The sequence below is a fragment of the Natribaculum luteum genome (genome assembly GCF_023008545.1).
In the GTDB taxonomy this organism is placed as follows: domain Archaea; phylum Halobacteriota; class Halobacteria; order Halobacteriales; family Natrialbaceae; genus Natribaculum; species Natribaculum luteum.
In genome coordinates, this window is record NZ_CP095397.1 from 3,379,210 (window position 1) to 3,396,008 (window position 16,799).

General features: G+C 63.3%; 18 protein-coding genes. 15 read left to right on the forward strand and 3 right to left on the reverse strand.

Annotated features, from left to right (window positions below; genetic code table 11):
- Positions 1-112 precede the first annotated feature (112 nt).
- From MU558_RS23550 to MU558_RS17425, 8 genes are all read left to right on the forward strand, one after another.
- Positions 113-319: a DUF8118 domain-containing protein gene (locus MU558_RS23550; RefSeq protein ID WP_486642001.1), complete on the forward strand. Its 207-nt coding sequence runs from the start codon at positions 113-115 to the stop codon at positions 317-319.
- Complete coding sequence (locus MU558_RS17395; RefSeq protein WP_246969900.1) at positions 316-630, forward strand: hypothetical protein; 315 nt, start codon at positions 316-318, stop codon at positions 628-630. The genes MU558_RS23550 and MU558_RS17395 overlap by 4 nt, the downstream gene beginning before the upstream one ends.
- The gene (locus MU558_RS17400) at positions 627-1,286 is read left to right on the forward strand and encodes a zinc ribbon domain-containing protein (RefSeq protein ID WP_246969903.1); all 660 of its coding nucleotides are present in this window, start codon (positions 627-629) and stop codon (positions 1,284-1,286) included. The genes MU558_RS17395 and MU558_RS17400 overlap by 4 nt, the downstream gene beginning before the upstream one ends.
- Positions 1,279-2,142: a hypothetical protein gene (locus tag MU558_RS17405; protein ID WP_246969906.1), complete on the forward strand. Its 864-nt coding sequence runs from the start codon at positions 1,279-1,281 to the stop codon at positions 2,140-2,142. Before MU558_RS17400 ends, MU558_RS17405 begins: the two co-directional genes overlap by 8 nt.
- On the forward strand, positions 2,143-2,925 hold the full coding sequence (locus tag MU558_RS17410; protein ID WP_246969909.1) for a DUF8168 family protein: 783 nt from the start codon (positions 2,143-2,145) through the stop codon (positions 2,923-2,925).
- Complete coding sequence (locus MU558_RS17415) at positions 2,922-3,908, forward strand: hypothetical protein (protein ID WP_246969912.1); 987 nt, start codon at positions 2,922-2,924, stop codon at positions 3,906-3,908. The genes MU558_RS17410 and MU558_RS17415 overlap by 4 nt, the downstream gene beginning before the upstream one ends.
- A gap of 114 nt (positions 3,909-4,022) precedes the next feature.
- Positions 4,023-5,756, forward strand: a complete 1,734-nt coding sequence (locus tag MU558_RS17420; RefSeq protein ID WP_246969915.1) for a hydroxysqualene dehydroxylase — start codon at positions 4,023-4,025, stop codon at positions 5,754-5,756.
- Positions 5,757-6,011: 255 nt separating this feature from the next.
- Positions 6,012-6,176: a hypothetical protein gene (locus MU558_RS17425; RefSeq protein WP_246969930.1), complete on the forward strand. Its 165-nt coding sequence runs from the start codon at positions 6,012-6,014 to the stop codon at positions 6,174-6,176.
- Positions 6,177-6,343: 167 nt separating this feature from the next.
- On the opposite strand, the gene MU558_RS17430 is transcribed toward MU558_RS17425, so the two are convergent.
- Complete coding sequence (locus tag MU558_RS17430; RefSeq protein WP_246969945.1) at positions 6,344-8,608, reverse strand: hybrid sensor histidine kinase/response regulator; 2,265 nt, start codon at positions 8,606-8,608, stop codon at positions 6,344-6,346.
- A gap of 335 nt (positions 8,609-8,943) precedes the next feature.
- Here MU558_RS17430 and MU558_RS17435 point away from each other — a divergent pair, with 335 nt between their 5' ends.
- Positions 8,944-9,471: a DUF7097 family protein gene (locus tag MU558_RS17435; RefSeq protein WP_246969948.1), complete on the forward strand. Its 528-nt coding sequence runs from the start codon at positions 8,944-8,946 to the stop codon at positions 9,469-9,471.
- 82 nt (positions 9,472-9,553) lie between these two features.
- On the opposite strand, the gene MU558_RS17440 is transcribed toward MU558_RS17435, so the two are convergent.
- Positions 9,554-9,751, reverse strand: coding sequence for a DUF5800 family protein (locus MU558_RS17440; RefSeq protein ID WP_246969951.1), 198 nt, complete (start codon positions 9,749-9,751; stop codon positions 9,554-9,556).
- Positions 9,752-9,874: 123 nt separating this feature from the next.
- On the opposite strand from MU558_RS17440, the gene MU558_RS17445 reads away from it, so the two are divergent.
- From MU558_RS17445 to MU558_RS17465, 5 genes are all read left to right on the forward strand, one after another.
- A complete protein-coding gene (locus tag MU558_RS17445) occupies positions 9,875-10,732 on the forward strand; it encodes a polymer-forming cytoskeletal protein (protein WP_246969954.1) in 858 nt (285 codons plus the stop codon).
- Between the two features lie 175 nt (positions 10,733-10,907).
- Complete coding sequence (locus tag MU558_RS17450) at positions 10,908-11,771, forward strand: electron transfer flavoprotein subunit beta/FixA family protein (protein ID WP_246969957.1); 864 nt, start codon at positions 10,908-10,910, stop codon at positions 11,769-11,771.
- A 3-nt stretch (positions 11,772-11,774) separates the two neighbouring features.
- Positions 11,775-13,325, forward strand: a complete 1,551-nt coding sequence (locus MU558_RS17455) for an electron transfer flavoprotein subunit alpha/FixB family protein (RefSeq protein ID WP_377071382.1) — start codon at positions 11,775-11,777, stop codon at positions 13,323-13,325.
- Positions 13,325-15,001 (forward strand): FAD-dependent monooxygenase, encoded by a 1,677-nt coding sequence (locus MU558_RS17460; RefSeq protein ID WP_246969960.1) that lies wholly within the window; start codon positions 13,325-13,327, stop codon positions 14,999-15,001. Before MU558_RS17455 ends, MU558_RS17460 begins: the two co-directional genes overlap by 1 nt.
- Position 15,002: 1 nt before the next feature.
- Positions 15,003-15,365: a DUF8055 family protein gene (locus MU558_RS17465; protein ID WP_246969963.1), complete on the forward strand. Its 363-nt coding sequence runs from the start codon at positions 15,003-15,005 to the stop codon at positions 15,363-15,365.
- 23 nt (positions 15,366-15,388) lie between these two features.
- Here MU558_RS17465 and MU558_RS17470 read toward each other — a convergent pair whose 3' ends face one another.
- A complete protein-coding gene (locus MU558_RS17470; RefSeq protein WP_246975038.1) occupies positions 15,389-15,814 on the reverse strand; it encodes a hypothetical protein in 426 nt (141 codons plus the stop codon).
- 131 nt (positions 15,815-15,945) lie between these two features.
- On the opposite strand from MU558_RS17470, the gene MU558_RS17475 reads away from it, so the two are divergent.
- Positions 15,946-16,677 carry a GNAT family N-acetyltransferase gene (locus MU558_RS17475; RefSeq protein ID WP_246969966.1) on the forward strand — a complete coding sequence of 244 codons (732 nt, stop codon included), beginning with the start codon at positions 15,946-15,948 and terminating at the stop codon, positions 16,675-16,677.
- The last annotated feature ends 122 nt before the right edge of the window (positions 16,678-16,799 follow it).

Below are 16,799 nucleotides of genomic sequence, written 5' to 3' on the forward strand. Positions count from 1 at the left end.
TATGTGATGTGGTGAGCATAGTAGCTAATGTGGGGCGTGGGATACCGGTCAGAAGTTGGCCGGAGCGTGCTGGAGCACGCCCGACCGCGCTTCCAGACAAGGAAGCATGCCAATGAAGACATCCGGCGGACTTCAGCGTTCCGCCACGACGGACGAATCGACCGACAGATCCTGGGCCAAAGGTCTCACTCCCAAGTTCGGCAAGCACGGGAATACGACGGGCCACGACTACTTCCGCTGCACCAGTTGTGGCGTCGAAGCGATGCGCCGCCTTGGTCCCCGCGACAATGGATGTAACTGCGGCGAGGCACCACAATGAGTCTCCCCGAGCCGACGGACGTGATCGCGCCTCGTGAGGACGTCCCGTACTCGACGTTCGACTTCCTCACGCAAATGATGGAGGGCGCGTATCCCCACGGTATCGCTCTCGAGTACCATGATTTGGTGCTGATCAGCCAGGTCGACGACGCCCAAATGACGAACGTCTGGTGCGTCCACGCGGAGGACGGGTCGATGATCGAGTCACTGAATCTCGACGCCTTCCGGACGGCCACCGAACTCGAGGAGACGCTCGACGAGAGCGTGGCCTACGATCCAGCTGACCGTGAGGAGTGGGTGAACAGCCGATGAGCAGCACACCGCTCCCCGCGACGACTTCCCGAGACCGAACACTGGAACCCACGCCGGTCGGTGTGGATGTCGGGGTGAAGAATCTCGTCGCTGCGGCCCCAACAAACGGCGACTTGGAGGCGGCGCTGGTGATCGAGGGCGACCACGTTCGGAAGCGTCACGAAACCCTCGTCGAGGCGATGCAAGCACTCCAAGGCGCGAAATTCGACACCGCAGACGGGCAGACTCAGCTGTTCGCGGCACTCTGGCACCAGATCCGACCGCAGGTCTACGATGCCGCTGTCCGCGTCGTTCGCTACGCTCAGGGATTCTCCGCGCCAACGCTCGTGCTCGAGGACCTATCGTTCTGCGAGGCGACACTGTGGGAACGTCGGACGGCCGACGATGTCGGGACGTGGTTGCTCCCGGCCCTCCAGCACGCGATTGCACTGAAAGCACAGGAGGTCGGAATTCCCGTGACGTATGTCAATCCGAAGTACACGACCCAGCAGTGCCACGTCTGTGGCTGTCTCGGTCGCCTCGAGAACGACACGCTGGAGTGTACAACTGAGGATTGCCCCGTCGGCACCGTGTGCCGCGACCGAAGTGCCGCTGTGAGTATCGCCCAGCGAGTTGACCGCGAAGGGATGACCGAGGTGATCGGTCATCATGATTGAGGACATCGACCGCGACGTGTTCGTCCGGATTCAGACCGATCTACTTGTGGTCGGCGACAGTATCATGACCGATCGACATCACGCCAGCAACGGTAATTACGGGGACGACGACCCACAGAACCAGATCGGCGGGATCATTCCGGCGTTCCCGCTCTCTGGCTGGCTACGCCATGGGATGGAAGAGATCGTCCAGGAGTACGGCGGCACCGCCTGCCATCCCGGTGAGGCGAACGCGAACTTTCGCAAGGATGGCGTCTACGGTCGCGATCTCGAGGCTGGCTACCACGAGAAGGGCGCGTGTACCGACGATCCGAAGGAAGACGACGGGTGTGTCATCTTCGATCTCTTCGGTGGCTTCGGCGGCGTTCCCGGCAAGGTGATGCGCCGTCCGATCAAGTTCAATCCAGTCCGCAACAGCGTGGACTACACGCGCGGGCAAGCTGAAGGCCACTACCGACGGCTGAATCGGAACGTCGTCTCCCGCAACCGGGAGGATAACCGCGAACCGCTGCGGAACGCCGAGATCGACGCTGTGGCCAATCTCGACGGGTGCTGGCACCTCTCGTTTAGGGAGACGAAACCAGAGTTCCTGGGCCTGCTGGCCGAGAGCATTGACTTCCTCGATGCCCACAAGACCGACTTCATGCACCAGCTGGGCGGTGCCCGCAACTTCGGCGCGGGGATCGTCGACTGTGAACTCATCAACCCGCTCTACGAGGAGCGCGAGTTGAAGCGGGTCTTCGACCGCGGAAAAGGCAACACGAACAAGATGGACGAGAAGGACGATCGCTGGGAAGCAGAGTACCGCCCGGCGTTCGTCGACGCGCTCGAGGAGCGTATCGAGGAGGGGCCATAGATGGGCGAGAATGCTATCCTCGACGAGTTTCAGGGTGACGGCGACCAAGATGTGATGGTTACGGCCTACCGGCACGACGCCCACAAGATGAACGGTCAGCCCCACGATTACGCTCCCGAGACGTTCGCCAGGGTGTCCGTGAACCAGACGGTGCCTCACTGTGCGGACGGCGATGCGTCGGCACTCTCGCGCCCTAACGGCCAACCCGAGCAGACTGTGGACGCCCACGAGACGCACTACCGACTCTCGCTGTTGACCGGCGAGAGTCACTACGACCCTGACGAGTTCTCACGGGCACGTCTCTCTGAAGCCATCAGTGACCTACTGACAGGCTCCGATCCCGAGGCGATGCATCGAGCGTGGCTCACGTCGGACGTAGCGAGCGGATTCAACGAGAGTATCTACTACTCGTACACCTCGCTGAAGTACCACACGCTGCTCGTAGCGGCGTTGCTCAACAACTACCGCGCCGGTAACGAGTTCGAAGACCTGCTGTTGGTTGTGGACGACGCGGGGGAGATTGTGCCCCACCGAACGGTCTACGCGGGCGATCGCTTTGCACTCCGGATCGACGAGAGTGCAGGTGGGAATCCGTGGGCGCGCCTTGGAAGCCGTCCGTGGCGATCGTGGGCGTCCACCTGGACACGGCTCACTGAGCATCCGCTTGACGTCAATCACGATAAGCACGATATGGTACTCGATGCGAACCTTCGCCGGATCTGGAGTTGGAGTACCGCACTCCAGTACATCGAGGACTTCGAAAGCCAAGAGGAGAACCCATGACCCGCATACAGCAAGTACACTGGGAACTCGAGATGGACTACCTGGGTCACCCGTACTACGTCTCAGGGAACGCAATCTACCACGCGCTCGGGATGCAGCTTGACCACGATGTCCATCAGCACATTAACGCCAGTCACGGGATGTTCGTCCCTGGTCAGTTTGGGACGTTCCCAGAGGAACATAGCGAGTCGGGTATCCGCCCCTACATGGGGTCGTCGCTCCCAGATGTGGAGAGCTACGATGATCTCTTCCTCTTCCGGCATCCTGGTCACCCGTGGCTGCTGGATTCTCGCCCCAGGGACGGACTTAACGCCCACGATGTTCGCATCCAGAGCGGAATGCCCGCGCTGTCCCACGAGACGATCACGGGGCGGCCAGAGGACGCGAGGAAGCAGCAACAGACCACGAAGTGGTACATTAACGCCTACCTGCACGCCGATGATCCCGACACACTGCCACTGGGCGAGGACGTGCTCGATGGGCTGCAGTTCGGCGGAAAGCGCAACTACGGCTATGGGACAACCACGCTGAAAGACACGCAGGTCGTGAATCTCGACGACTTGGACTACTCGCGGCTCAAAGATGGCGATGCGTTCATCCTCGAGCTCGTGACGCCATTCGTACTCCGGTCGGAGTACCCGGCGGCGAACAACGTGGACGTACCATGGTGGTGGAGTGTTGACGACGAAGCTCAGCTGCGGCACCGACTGGAGAACGTCGTCGAAGGTGGCGATGTCTACGAGTTGGAAACAGTCGATCACGGGGTGGTCGTCGGCTACGAAGGTGATCGTCCGGTCGAGACCGCGAAGAACGGCCTCACTCGAGTCGGCAACCACTCGAAGTACGGCTTCGGCGAACTCCGGGTCAAATCGGTTCCGAAACGAGAGGTGAGTCAGAAATGTGATGAGAAACGAAAGAACGGTCAGGTTGGTGATAGTAAGACACAAACGAGTCCTGGAACAGACCAGTCCTCTCCGAGGTGACCACGGGCTTAGTTTCAACAGAACGGATTAATAAAGATAATCGGATTACCGAGAACTGGTATTACGTCTCGAGACGTACGCTCTGTATCGAGGTGCGCACTCTCGAGGGAAACGATGACAGAGGTAACGATCCTCGGCGGCGGCGTCGCCGGACTCTCGGCGGCGCAGGAACTCGCCGAACGCGGCTTCGAGGTGACGGTCTACGAGCGCAACCGCCGATTCGGCGGCAAAGCCAGGAGCTTTCCCGGTCCAGGAATCGACGACGGCACCTCCCTGCCGGCGGAGCACGGCTTCCGGTTTTTTCCGGGGTTCTACCGGCACGTGATCGATACGATGGAGCGGACGCCCGTTGAATCGGGCCCTGACGCGTCCCGGTCCGTCGCGGACAACCTCGTGCCGACGACGCAGATGCTCCAGGCGGTAACGGAGGGTACCTCGAGGGTCATGACCACGGAACGGCCGCGGACCATAGAGGAGTGGCGTGATCGGTTGGCGTCGATCTTCGGCGGTGGACAGGTTCCACCGGACGAGTCGGCGTTCTTCGTCGATCGGCTGCTGGTGTTGCTGACGAGTTGCCAGCAGCGGTTCGACGAGGAGTACGAGCAGATGCCCTGGTGGGAGTTCGTCAACGCCGACGCGATGTCGTCGGCGTACCAGAAGTACCTCGCCTACGGCGTCACCCAGTCGCTGGTCGCGATGCGCCCAGAAGTCTCGAGCACCCGCACCATCGGGCGGATCTACCTCCAGATGATGCGCGGGCTGTTCGACGATTCGGTTCACGCCGATCGTCTGCTCAACGGACCGACCAACGACGCGTGGATCGATCCCTGGGTCGACTACCTCGAGGACCTCGGCGTCACGCTCGTTCCGGAGACGACGGCGACGGCACTCGAGTGCGAAAACGGCCGCGCCACCGGTGTCCGACTCCGTCGCGACGGGGCCGACGAGCGCGTCGAGTCAGACTACTACGTCGCCGCAGTTCCCGTGGAGGTGATGCGAGAGCTGACGACGGCCGAACTCGAGTCGGCGGCACCGTCGCTCCGGGACCTCGAGCGGATCGACACCGCGTGGATGAACGGCGTCCAGTTTTACCTCACCAGGGACGTGTCGACGGTCGAAGGTCACGGGATCTACTACGACTCGCCGTGGGCCCTGACGTCGATCTCCCAGCGGCAGTTCTGGGAGGAGTTCGACCGCTACGACGGCGACGGTGCGGTCGGCGGCGTTCTCTCGGTCATCGTCTCCGAGTGGGACCGCCCGGGCATCGTCTACGGGAAGCCGGCACGCGAGTGTACGCCCACGGAACTCGCGACGGAGGTCTGGGAACAGTTGAAAGCCCATCTGAACCACAAGCGCACTCGAGGCGGCCACAAAACGTCTGTTCTCGAGGACGAGAACCTGCTCGAGTGGTTCGTCGATCCCGCTCTCAGCTACGACGAGGACGCCGGCGTGCTCTCGAACGCCGAACCGCTGCTGATCAACACCGTCGACACGCTGCAGTATCGCCCGCCGGCCGACGTCGAAATCCCGAACCTCGTCATCGCAGCCGACTACGTCCGGACCCACACGGACCTCGCGAGTATGGAGTCGGCCAACGAGGCCGCGAGGCGGGCCGTGAACGCGATCCTCCGGCGAGAGGACCACGCCGCGTCGCGTTGTCGACTGTGGGAATTCGAGTACCCGAACCTGTTCGAACCCGCCCGACGACACGACGAATTCCAGTGGGAACTCAACCTCCCTCACCCCGGTACGGCTGCACCGATTCTCTGGGAGGGATACCGACGGGCGATCAGGGACCCTCTGACGGGGATCGAAGCAGTCACTCGCATGTTTAGCCGTCGGGACTGATACGGTCTGCTGTACCGATGTACCGGTGCAACCGCGACCGCCCTGCGGTTGCATCGGAAATGACGTACAGCAGTCCGTACGAGTGGCCGTTCCCGCTCTCGAGAAAGCCGCCCCAGATGGAATCGACAGACGTTCTCTCATTGTGCAATTCAGTGTCACAGGACGGGCGAAACAGAGGATTGATGAGCGAACACCTCCGACCGGTCGATACGGACAGAACTCGAGTCCCCTGCCCTGCCCCCATCGATCCAATATATGCCCTCCGATCAGCTACTCGTCGACAAGTGCCCCGTCTGTGAAACGTACTTCGTCGTCGGCTCGGCCGCCGACCTGCAACGCCGGATGAACGCCCACGAACTCGAGGCCCACGGCAAGGTTCGGCCGACGAGGACGGATCACGGCGCAACTGACTACCAGTGACATCATCTCCGCCCTAAAGGCGGGATTTCCTGTTCCCACGACACGCTTATAGAGCAGCGCGACAGACGTGTTTTGCCTCAGCTGTCTCGATCATAGCGGAGATGAGAGCCAGAGCAAAACGCGCCTCCGCGAGATTCGGCAACGGCCGTTCACGCCGAGGGAGGAAATTACTTATCGGCGAACTCGACATTCGTAATCTCGAATCGTGCGCCGCTACGAGATCCCTCCGTCACGCGAATCCCCCAGTCGTGAGCCTCGACGACCCGCGTGACGATACCTAGTCCGAGGCCGGTTCCATCCTCTGACGTCGAGTACCGGTTCTTGAACACGTCCGCGCGCGCCTCCTCGGGAATGCCGGGACCGTCGTCCTCGACGTAGAAACCGTCGTCAAGTTCGCCCACGGTGACCGTCACGTCACCGCCGTGTTCGACCGCGTTCCGCATGAGGTTCTCCAGGAGCTGCTGGAGACGACTTCGATCGGCCTGGATTTCCCGCGTGGTTTCCGTAGTGAGTGTCGCGTCGGCCGTGTCGACGTTCTGCCAGCAGTTCACGCTCAACTCCTCGAGGTGGACTACTTCTCTGTCACTGGCGTGAGCACCTTCGCGTGCGAGTGTGAGAAGATCGTCGATCAACGTGACCATCCGCTCGTGTGCACGTGCTACGTGATCGAGGTGCTCGCTCTCGCACTCTTCCATAGCTAATTCTAGCCGTCCGTGAGCTACGTTTAGCGGATTCCGAAGGTCGTGACTCACGACACTCGCGAATTCGTCTAAGCGGTTGTTCTGGCGTTCTAACTCGTGTTCGCGCTCTCGAAGGAGCGTCTCACGTTTCGCTCGATCCAGCGCGGCCGTGAGTAAAGCGATCAAGATTTCGACGAGCGTCGTGTCCGTGTCGTCGAAAGCGTGCGGTTCCATTGCCGAGATGATGAACACGCCGTGGTCGTCCAGCGGATAGATGAATCCGCTTCGGGCGGGTGTCTCGGCCGCTATCCGACCATGCTCACGAGTGTCTTCGATCACGAGTGGGTCACCGCTCTCGAAGAGATCCCAGACGATCGTCGAGATCGGATCGGAGTCAGCCCCCCTCTCGTAGGCCGGGGCTGCCTCAAAGGCGCCCGTCGTATCAGCGAAGGCGATCGGTTCGAGTACGTGGTTATCGTCGTTCACGAGATGGAAGCCGCTCGTCGGCGCTCCAAGGATCTCCTGGGCGGCATCGACGGCGACCTGAGCCGTCTCCTCCGTAGTGGAGGTGTGCATCAGCGTTCGTGTCCGCTGGTAGAGTTGCTCGAGTCGCTCTTGGTAGTGTTCTTGCTCCGAAATCCCACGGTACACCCAGAGATTCCCCTCCCCGTCAGGGAGGTCGATCGGTTCGTGGCTTCGGGCGAGTACCCGGCTGTCCTGAAGTACCAGCTCTTCGTCGTGGACTGGTTCGGGCTCGTCTGCCAGCTCGTCGATCCGTTCGATGAACTCGTCCGGATCGGTGACCATGTCGCTGACTTCCTCGACCATGCGTTCGCAATCTTCGCCGATGACCTCGTCCGGTGTTTCTGGTATCTCGAATAGTTCGACCATCTGTTGGTTGACTGCCAGGACAGTGCGTGACTCGTCTTCAGCGAGTACACCAGCAGGTAGCGCCTCGAAGAGCGTCGAGAGTAAGGCGTTCGAGCGTTGGAGTTTGTGTTTGCACTCCTGGTGCTCGGTGACGTCCCGGATCGTGCAGACGAATTCGCCCTCGTCGGTCAGCGCGAGGGAGTGGTCTTCGACGAAGGTACTGCCATCGGCACGAAGACCGATCGTCTCTCCTCGCCAGAACCCAGTTTCCTCCACGGTTGGGAGAATTTCTTCTCGAATCTCCTGGATTTCGTCGTCAGGATAGGTCAATTCCCAGGAGTGACCGATCATCTCGTCGGGATCGTACCCGTACAGATCCGCGTACGCCTCGTTGACGTAGACGAAGTGTCCCTCGACGTCGAGGATACTGATCCTTTCCCTGGCAGTCTCGATTGCGTTGCGGTGGCGCTTTCGTTCGCGCTGTGCGCGAGTCCGTTCGACGTGAGTCAGTATTCGATTTGCCAGCAATTCGTATTGTTCCGTGTTGACTCCCTTCTGAAGATAGTCGGAGACGCCGGCGGAGATTGCCTCACTGGCGACCTCCTCGCTTCCCTTGCCAGTAAAGAGGATAAACGGGAGTTCGGGATCTTCCTCGCGGACGGTCTCGAGAAACTCGATGCCGTTGTGCACAGGCATGTCGTAATCGGACACGATACAGTCGAAGTCGTCGGCGTCGAGTTGGTCTACCCCCTCACTCGCGCTGGTCGCCGTCTCGACAGTAAATCGATCGTCTTCACGTTCGAGGAAGTCCGCCGTCAACTCCGCGACGGCGGGGTCGTCGTCGACGTGAAGGATCCGAATCGTACCAGTTGTCGTGCCCATAGGCCGATGTCAGATACTCCACGTTCACATGACGGGGTAATAAGTGTGGAAGTTGGAACGACAGAGAGTGGGTCAGTTCAGGTCGCGTGTAGTCTTTCGCCGGTTTTCTCTCCGACCGGCTCGTTCGTGGCTCGAGACGCCAGAGTCGTCCCGTCACTGAACCGGAGTGAACCTCCCGCGGGATCCGCGAACCCAACGAGTTCGCTCGACGATCTGTCGAACGACGCTGCTCACGCCTCGTGGACGGAAGCCCCACCTCGAGTTGTCCTGAGTACGACCAGAGTGGGTGACAGAGCATTCAAATCCGTTCCGGCCGAATCAGCGGACGACCGAAGATGGAGAAAACGCCTCGAGGAACCTCCGTCGGCGTCGACGATCCCTACGAGTTCGCCGGCGTCTGCGATCACCTCACGGGCGAGGGGACGTGTCGGTACGCCTTCGACCACTACGAGCACGACCCCGAGTTCGCCCGCGAGCGCGCCGCCGCCGACTACGAGTGTCCCGTCGTCGATCCCGAAAACGAGCAGTCGTGGGCGGATTGCCCGCACTTCCGCTCGCGCAACCGCGATCGCGAGTGCATCCGCTGTGGACTCGAGGAGCGACGGATGGGCCACTCGAGCGAGCGCCCGCTGCTCGAGGAACACCACCTTTCGTATCAGTCCGACGGCGAGACGCTCTCCCACGAGATCACGGTCTACCTCTGTCGGTGGTGTCACGCCAAGGTCCACGATTCGTGGGCGCGGATCACCGACGACGTCGCGCCCGATCCGGCGGCGATCGCCGCGCTCGAGGAGCGGCGCGGTCGCGAACTGGACGAACTGGGGTTCGAGTCGGCCGCAGAGCGCTACGGAGACGGGCGCTGATCAGACCGTCTGCTGTCGGTCAGTGCTGGCGCACCCGCCAGAGGGTCGCGGATGCGCCGGCAAACGGTACCAGTAGACAGTATCAGTCGAGGATGTCGCCGACTCGCCGCGGTTCGCCCTGTAGCGTCGGCTGTTTCGCGACGATCTTCAGCACCTCGTGGTCGGTCACGTCGTAGTAGGATTTGCCGATCGCTTCCTCGACGAGTTCTCGCTCGAGGCGGAACTCCGTTCCTTCGTATACGACGTCGACGCCGTCCTCGTCGAACGCGAGAGTCGTCATGGACTCCCGTATGAGATGCGCGGTCAAAAAGGAGTGGATCCACGGGCAATCTCGCCGTTCCGTCTGACGGACGGCAGACGTTCGCGCGAAGTTTATTACAGAAGCATCACGTTGGGTGAGAGTGTGGCGTTCAGTACAGATCCGCTCACCGAACTCGTCGTGCCGGCAGGGACGGAAGCACAGGAGCGCGACCTCGTGACCGACGGGGACGTGCTCGTCGGGAGCCGGTCGACCGTCGAGTTCGGGGTACGCGGGCAGAACGTCCTCGCGGGAGAAGGGGTCCGATTCGACGGCGACATCGAGGCCGAGGGCGACTGCCGACTCGACATGTGGTGTGACGTCGATGGGAACGTCCTCGTCGGCGAGGACGCCTACCTCGGCGAGCGGGTCCACGTCGCCGGCGAGTTGAAGGTCGCGGGCGACCTGGATATCGGTGACGACGTCGACGTCGAGGAGGGGTTCGAGGCCAACGGCTGGATCGTCATCCGCAACCCGATGCCGACGATCGTCTTTCTATTCGTCTACCTCAAACACTTGCTTCTCATCGGCGAGGACGACACCGCACAGGCGCTCGTCTCCGAACTCCTCGAGGACGAAGACGACGAACCCGCCGCCGACCCGCTCGTGATTCCCCGGAACGCGACGGTCAGCGACGACGTCTGGCGCGTCTCGACGCCCGCGACGATCGGTGCGGACTGCCGTCTCTACGGGAACGTGCGCGCCGAGACGATCGACGTCGGCTCGGAGTGTAACGTCTTCGGGAGCCTGCGCGCTCGTGGCGACGTCACCGTCGGCTCCGGCACTCGCATCCACGGCGACGTGACGACCCGCGACGGCTCGGTCACGCTCGCCGAGAACGCTCGTGTCCTCGGTGACGTCTCCTGTGAAGACCTCGAACTCGGCCCCGGCGCGGAGGTCGACGGGACGATGCGCGCAAGCGGCGAGATTACGATGCAGACGACCGAGCGCGACCTCGAGTGACGCGACACATATCTCTTTCGATCTCGACGCCAATCCGTCCAGAATCGCCCGCAGGCAGCCTGACGAGGGGGGCGACGGCCGTCCTGTCTGTTGAGTAACACCCACATTCTTAATAGTCATACTTGCGATAGAGTGAGGTGAGTATGCGAAGAGAAAACACACCGCGGAGGGAGGTATGCGTTCCGCCGTTCTGACGAAAGGCGTCCCCGACTTCTCCGAGGGAGCCGTCTCGTTCGACGAGGATGGCCACCTCGAGCGGGGGAAGACGCCAACGGTGATGAATCCGAACGACGCGTTCGCACTCGAGGCCGCCTTGCAGACGAAAGTCCGCCACGGCGGTCACGTGAGCGTGATGAGCATGGGGCCGCCGGGATACGAGAGTGTCCTGCAGGAGGCGATGGCGTCCGTCTACGCCGACGACCTCTACTTGCTCTCCGATCGCGAGTGTGCGGCCGCGGACACCTGGGCGACTGCGATCACGCTCTGTTCTGCACTCGAGAAGTACCAGGCGGAGGTTCGCGAACTGGATCTCGTCTTTGCGGGCTTCAAAACGGCAGACGGCGAGACCGGTCAGACCGGCCCCCAGACCTGCTGGGGACTCGAGTGGCCGATCGTCACGCACGCGATCGCACTCGATGTCGATCCCGACGAACGGACGCTTCGTGCGAAACGGCTCGTCGAGGGCGACGTCGACGAGATCGAGACGGTCGAAGCGCCGCTGCCCTGCGTCGTCGTCACCGATCCGGAGTTCGAGCCGACCTACCGGAAGGCCTCGCACCGACTCGAGCACAAGCGGCTTCGCGCCGAGACCGAAGCGCGCGCCGAGAGCTACGACGAGCACCTGACGACCTGGGATCACGTGGACATGAACCTCGATCCCGACTACATCGGGCTGGACGGGTCGCCGACGATCGTCTCGTCGGTCGACCCGATCCCCAAGGCACCGTCGGAACGCGAGGCGACGATGATCGAGCCCGACGATCGAGACGGCATGGAACGACTCCTCGAGGAGATGCAACCGTTTGCTGCGGGTGATTGAATCATGGTAGACCCCGACGAACACACGGTCGACGAGCTGATCGAGGAACTGGACACGATCGAGGACGAGGCGAAACTGAACGCGATCCTGGAGGCCGAGCGGGGCGGACGGGATCGCAAGACGGCCCGCGAGGCGATCGAAGAACGCATCGCGTCCGTCGGCGGCGAGGGCGACGAGACCGAAGGCGAGTACGAGGAGACCGCACAGACGGTTGGTGAGGAGACGGGCGGCGGGGAGGCGGACGACGAGGAACTCGAGGAAGAGGAAGCCGGGGACGAGTCCACGGCGGCTGAAGAACCCGAGGAGGAAGACGAGGACGACGAACTCTCCCACCCGACGCGAGACAAACGCCACGTCCGGGCGCTCGAGGGCGGCCACTACGAGGACGTGTGGGTCTACTGCGAGACCCAGGAGGGCGAGTTGCTCGACGTCTCGAAGGAGATGCTCGGGAAGGCCCGCGAGTTGATGGACGATTACGCCGCGGAGTTCGGCGAGGAGGAACACGTCGTGGCGGTCCTGATCGGCGACGACGTGGAGGAACTCGCCGAGGAGTGCATCGCCTACGGAGCCGACGTCGCCGTCTACCACGAGGACCCGCGACTCGAGCGGTTCCTGCACAAGCCCTACACCGAGATCACCGCACACATGGCTCGCGGGCAGGGAAGCATCGAGAGTACGGACTGGCGCGAGTACGACGAGCCCCGCTACTTCCTGTACCCGGCGACGAACAACGGCCGGGACCTCTCGGCACAGACACAGGCCGAACTCGACTCCGGGCTCGCCTCGGACTGTTCCGGACTCTTCATCGAGGAAGAGGAGGTCGCGAACCCGGTCAAGACTGGCGAACCCGGCGTCAGGAAGACCTTCGAGCGCGTCTTACACATGAAACGACCCGACTTCTCGGGGTTCGAGTACTCGACGATCCTCTGTCTGGACAACCCGGGCCGGGACTTCCACCCACAGGGGTGTTCGGTCATTCCGGGCAGTTTCGAGCCGATGGATCCTGACCCCGAGCGCGAGGGGCAGGTCGTCGAACACGAGATGGACCTCGCCGAGGACTGGTTCCGCGTCGAGATCACCGAACACGACCGACTCGAGGCCGGCGTCGACCTGACCGGCCACGAGGTGATCGTCTGTCTCGGACGCGGGATCGGCGACGATCCGACGCAGGGAATCGAACTCGGACTGGACCTCGTCGACGCCTTCGAGGACGCCGCCCTCGGCATCACTCGCGGGATCGTCACCTCCTCCTACCAGTTCGAGGGTCACGTCGAGGAGTACACGAAAGAGGAGCGCCAGATCGGCGAGACGGGCCAGGTCGTCGCGCCGGACCTCTACGTCGCGGCCGGCGTCTCGGGTGCCGTCCAGCACAAAGTCGGGATGGACGAATCCGACACGATCGTCGCGATCAACACCGACCCCGACGCACGGATCAGGGACTTCAGCGACTACTTCGTCGAGGGCGATCTCTTCGAGGTCCTCCCGCGACTGGTCGAGGCGATCGAAGCCGGCGAACTCCGCCTCGAGGCCGTCGCAGACGGGGGTGACGACTGATGGCCGACGACGGGTACGAACATTACGAGGCGATCGTCGTCGGCTGTGGACCCGGCGGCGCGGCCGCCGCGTCCCGACTCGCCGATCACGGTATCGAGACGCTGGTACTCGAGCGGGGCGTCGAAGCCGGCTCGAAGAACGTCTCCGGCGGGCTGATCTACGCCGAGGAGTCCGCGCCGTACACGATCGACGAACTGTTCCCCGGCATTCGGGAGGAAGCCACCGAACGCCCGGTCACCGATTACTACATCCACAACGTCTCGGGACGAAAGGTCAAGACCTACGACCTCACCGACCTCCACGAGCACGACACCGACTGGTGTGACGCCGTCCTCCGCCGAACGATGGACGGCTGGCTCGAAGAGCGCGTCCACGAGAAGACGAGCGAGACGGGCGGGGGCGTTCTCACCGACGTCAGGGTCAACGGACTCCTCCGGGAGAACGGCCGGATCGTCGGCGTTACCTGCGACGAACTGGACCCGATCACGGCGGACTTCGTCGTCGCCGCCGATGGCGTCAACTCCGAACTCGCCCGCGACGCGGGACTGATGGACTGGGAGGAACCCGACGAGTGGTTCCAGGGCGTCAAGGCAGTCGTCGACGTCGATCCCGACGCGATCGACAGCCGGTTCTCGATCGGCGACGACGAGGGCGTCGCACACCTGTTCTCGGGCGACCTCTTCGAGGACGTCCGCGGCGGCGGCTTCCTCTACACGAACGCGGACTCGCTGTCGATCGGGACCGTCTTCCACCTCGACAGCCTCGTCGAGCAGCAGGCCGAACCGCACGAACTGCTCGATGCCCTGCTCACGCACCCGCTGCTCGCGGGATGGCTCGGCGACGAGTACCACGAGCGCGAGTACGCCGCCAAACTGGTGCCGGACTCCAAGAAGGTCGCCCACCGCGAACCCTACCGCGACCGACTCGTCCTCGTCGGCGACGCCGCCGGGCAGATGCAGGCCCAGGGGCCGATCATCAAGGGCATGAACCACGCCGTCACCGCAGGCGCGCTCGCGGCTGACGCGTTCGCGGTCACGCGAGGCAACGCCGACCCCGAAGCCGCCGGCCGACGCTACGCGACGATGCTCGAGGACTCGGGCACGATGGAGAAACTCCGGCCCCGTCGATACGACCTCGCCCGGACGGTGGGCGAACGTGAGGCCGTCACGAACGCCGTCGAGGCCGTCCTCGACTCGAGGGTCGGCAGCGCCGCGCTCGGAAATCCCATCGCCGATCGGCTACTGAAGCGGGCGTACAACTCGCCGCTGCTCGTCTCGATGCTCCCCGACACCAGGACGGGGTACGTCACGATTCCGGCGGTTGTCGGCGAGGAACTCGGCCGGACGATCCACTGGGAGAGCGAGATCGAACCGCCGAGCCTCGAGGAGCGCATCGGCGACCTCACCTACGATACGGACGTGGGCAACCCCCACATTCGGCTGCGCGACGAGTCCGTCGAGGAAAGCGGCGCGGCGGTCTACGCCTGCCCGGTGAGCGCCGAGGACTTCGGCGGCGGCTGTTACCGCGCGGAGACGGTGAAGACGAACGGCACCGAAGAGACGCTCGTCAGCCTCGATACGCAACCCTGCGTGGAGTGTGGAACCTGCGCCGTCGTCGCCGACACCGAGTGGGAACACCCGCGTGGCGGCAAGGGCGTCGAGTTCCGCCAGGGGTAGGATGAGCCGCTACGGACCCAGAATCGCCGCGCTCGAGCGTCGCGCCGAGCGCGACCGCGAGTCGTTCGATCCGGACGTCACGCCGGAGCGAGCTGCGGCCGACTACCTCCGCGAAGGCGCAGGGCAGGCGATCTGGCTCTACGTCGAGGCCCGGACCGGCGGCCGGCTGGTCCCGTTCTCCGAGGCCGAGCTCACTGCCCTCCGCGAGTCGATGAACACCTGGCTCGAACTGTACGCCCGGAGCTACGGCGTCTCCCTCGAGGCCGAGTTTACGGTTCGCGAGGCGGCCGAGTTGTTGCTCGAGACGAGAAACGTCCACGACGTGGCACAGTTGCTCACGGACGTCCCCGAGCGGCGTCCGTGACCGACGAGTCGGTGACGCGGTGGCTACCGGGTGGCGTCCGCCTCGAGGGCGCAATGTGCGTAGAAGGCGACCGAGAAGTCCTGCGGGCTGGGAACCGCACAGGCGAGCCAGCCGATCGCTGCAGCTGTCACGACGAGTCCGTCGGACCCGGGCAGGTAGCCGCCCAGTCCGAGTGCGAAGACGGGGAGGGCGAGCGAGAGCGGCATCAGCGCGGCGATCCGGAGGACCCACGGCGGCTCGTCCCCGGTCGGACGCGGCCGGACCACGGCCCACCGACCGCTCGCGAGGGCGGTGACGACGCCGTCCGTTCGATCTGGACTGTACTCGAGGGAGTAGTCGATACCGGCGAGTCGGAGCACCGCCGCGTGGGCGTACTCGTGAGCGACCAGTCCACCCGCCACGGCGAGCGCGAGGACGACAACGGCGGCGATCACGTCGAATCCGATCACGTACTCGAGTAGCCGAACCGCGGTCGGAAACCGCGCCGGCTTCACCTGTCGTCGCATTAAATCAGCAGCGGTCGCCCGACGCAGTGGCTGGCGAGCCAATCGTTAAGTATCGATGAGTGGTACCACTACCCATGTCATTCAGTGAAGAACTCGAATTTGGCCACGAGGACCGCAAACGGATCTACGAATACGTCGAACGGCACGGAGCCGTCGATCCCGACGAGGCCCAGGAACGCCTCCGAATCGACCCGGGGGGGTTCCGCCACCACGTCGCGATCCTCAAACGCGACGGTCGACTCGAGGAAGTAGAAGGCAAACTCAGGGTCACGATCGACGCCGGGGCCGAAGAGGAGTACGCCACGGACGGCCTCGAGTTCCATATCCGGCCGGCAAGACAGGAAGACCTCTCGGGGATCGTCGGCGCGATCAGACAGGTAGCCGAAGAGAAGACGTACATCGTCGCCGAGAGCGTCGCCGACGAGATCGACCACGAGGACGCCCTGCTCCGGCACAACGAACTCGAGGCGCGGATGTTCTTCGTCGCGACGGTCGGCGACGATGTCGTCGGCTGGGTCCACCTCCACGCGCCCGAACTCGACAAACTGAGCCACACCGCCGAACTCACCGTCGGCGTCATCGAGGAGTACCGCGGCCACGGCATCGGGTCACACCTCCTCTCGCGCGGGCTCGAGTGGGCCGCCTCGAACGGCTACGAGAAAGTCTACAACAGCGTCCCCTCGACGAACGAGGACGCAATCGCCTTCCTCGAACACCACGGCTGGGAGACCGAGGCCGTCCGCGAGGACCACTACAAGCTCAACGGCCACTACGTCGACGAAGTGATGATGGCCCTCGAGTTGTAGGAGACGACCGCTCCGACGGCGTCGAGTTCGTTCGTTTTCTCACCGGGGCTCTCCTCGGCCTCCACGATCTCGAAGCGGTCCGCGTCCCCTTCGCCGTCCGGAAGCTGATTCTGGACGTCCTC

Excerpts from the sequence above, each read along its gene's own strand:
- MU558_RS17460 (WP_246969960.1), top strand. The coding sequence starts at position 13,325 with ATGGCCGACGACGGGTACGAACATTACGAGGCGATCGTCGTCGGCTGT.
- MU558_RS17435 (WP_246969948.1), top strand. The coding sequence starts at position 8,944 with ATGGAGAAAACGCCTCGAGGAACCTCCGTCGGCGTCGACGATCCCTAC.
- MU558_RS17415 (WP_246969912.1), top strand. The coding sequence starts at position 2,922 with ATGACCCGCATACAGCAAGTACACTGGGAACTCGAGATGGACTACCTG.
- MU558_RS17465 (WP_246969963.1), top strand. The coding sequence starts at position 15,003 with ATGAGCCGCTACGGACCCAGAATCGCCGCGCTCGAGCGTCGCGCCGAG.
- MU558_RS17425 (WP_246969930.1), top strand. The coding sequence starts at position 6,012 with ATGCCCTCCGATCAGCTACTCGTCGACAAGTGCCCCGTCTGTGAAACG.
- MU558_RS17405 (WP_246969906.1), top strand. The coding sequence starts at position 1,279 with ATGATTGAGGACATCGACCGCGACGTGTTCGTCCGGATTCAGACCGAT.
- MU558_RS17430 (WP_246969945.1), bottom strand. The coding sequence starts at position 8,608 with ATGGGCACGACAACTGGTACGATTCGGATCCTTCACGTCGACGACGAC.
- MU558_RS17440 (WP_246969951.1), bottom strand. The coding sequence starts at position 9,751 with ATGACGACTCTCGCGTTCGACGAGGACGGCGTCGACGTCGTATACGAA.
- MU558_RS23550 (WP_486642001.1), top strand. The coding sequence starts at position 113 with ATGAAGACATCCGGCGGACTTCAGCGTTCCGCCACGACGGACGAATCG.
- MU558_RS17420 (WP_246969915.1), top strand. The coding sequence starts at position 4,023 with ATGACAGAGGTAACGATCCTCGGCGGCGGCGTCGCCGGACTCTCGGCG.
- MU558_RS17455 (WP_377071382.1), top strand. The coding sequence starts at position 11,775 with ATGGTAGACCCCGACGAACACACGGTCGACGAGCTGATCGAGGAACTG.
- MU558_RS17410 (WP_246969909.1), top strand. The coding sequence starts at position 2,143 with ATGGGCGAGAATGCTATCCTCGACGAGTTTCAGGGTGACGGCGACCAA.
- MU558_RS17395 (WP_246969900.1), top strand. The coding sequence starts at position 316 with ATGAGTCTCCCCGAGCCGACGGACGTGATCGCGCCTCGTGAGGACGTC.
- MU558_RS17475 (WP_246969966.1), top strand. The coding sequence starts at position 15,946 with ATGTCATTCAGTGAAGAACTCGAATTTGGCCACGAGGACCGCAAACGG.
- MU558_RS17400 (WP_246969903.1), top strand. The coding sequence starts at position 627 with ATGAGCAGCACACCGCTCCCCGCGACGACTTCCCGAGACCGAACACTG.
- MU558_RS17450 (WP_246969957.1), top strand. The coding sequence starts at position 10,908 with ATGCGTTCCGCCGTTCTGACGAAAGGCGTCCCCGACTTCTCCGAGGGA.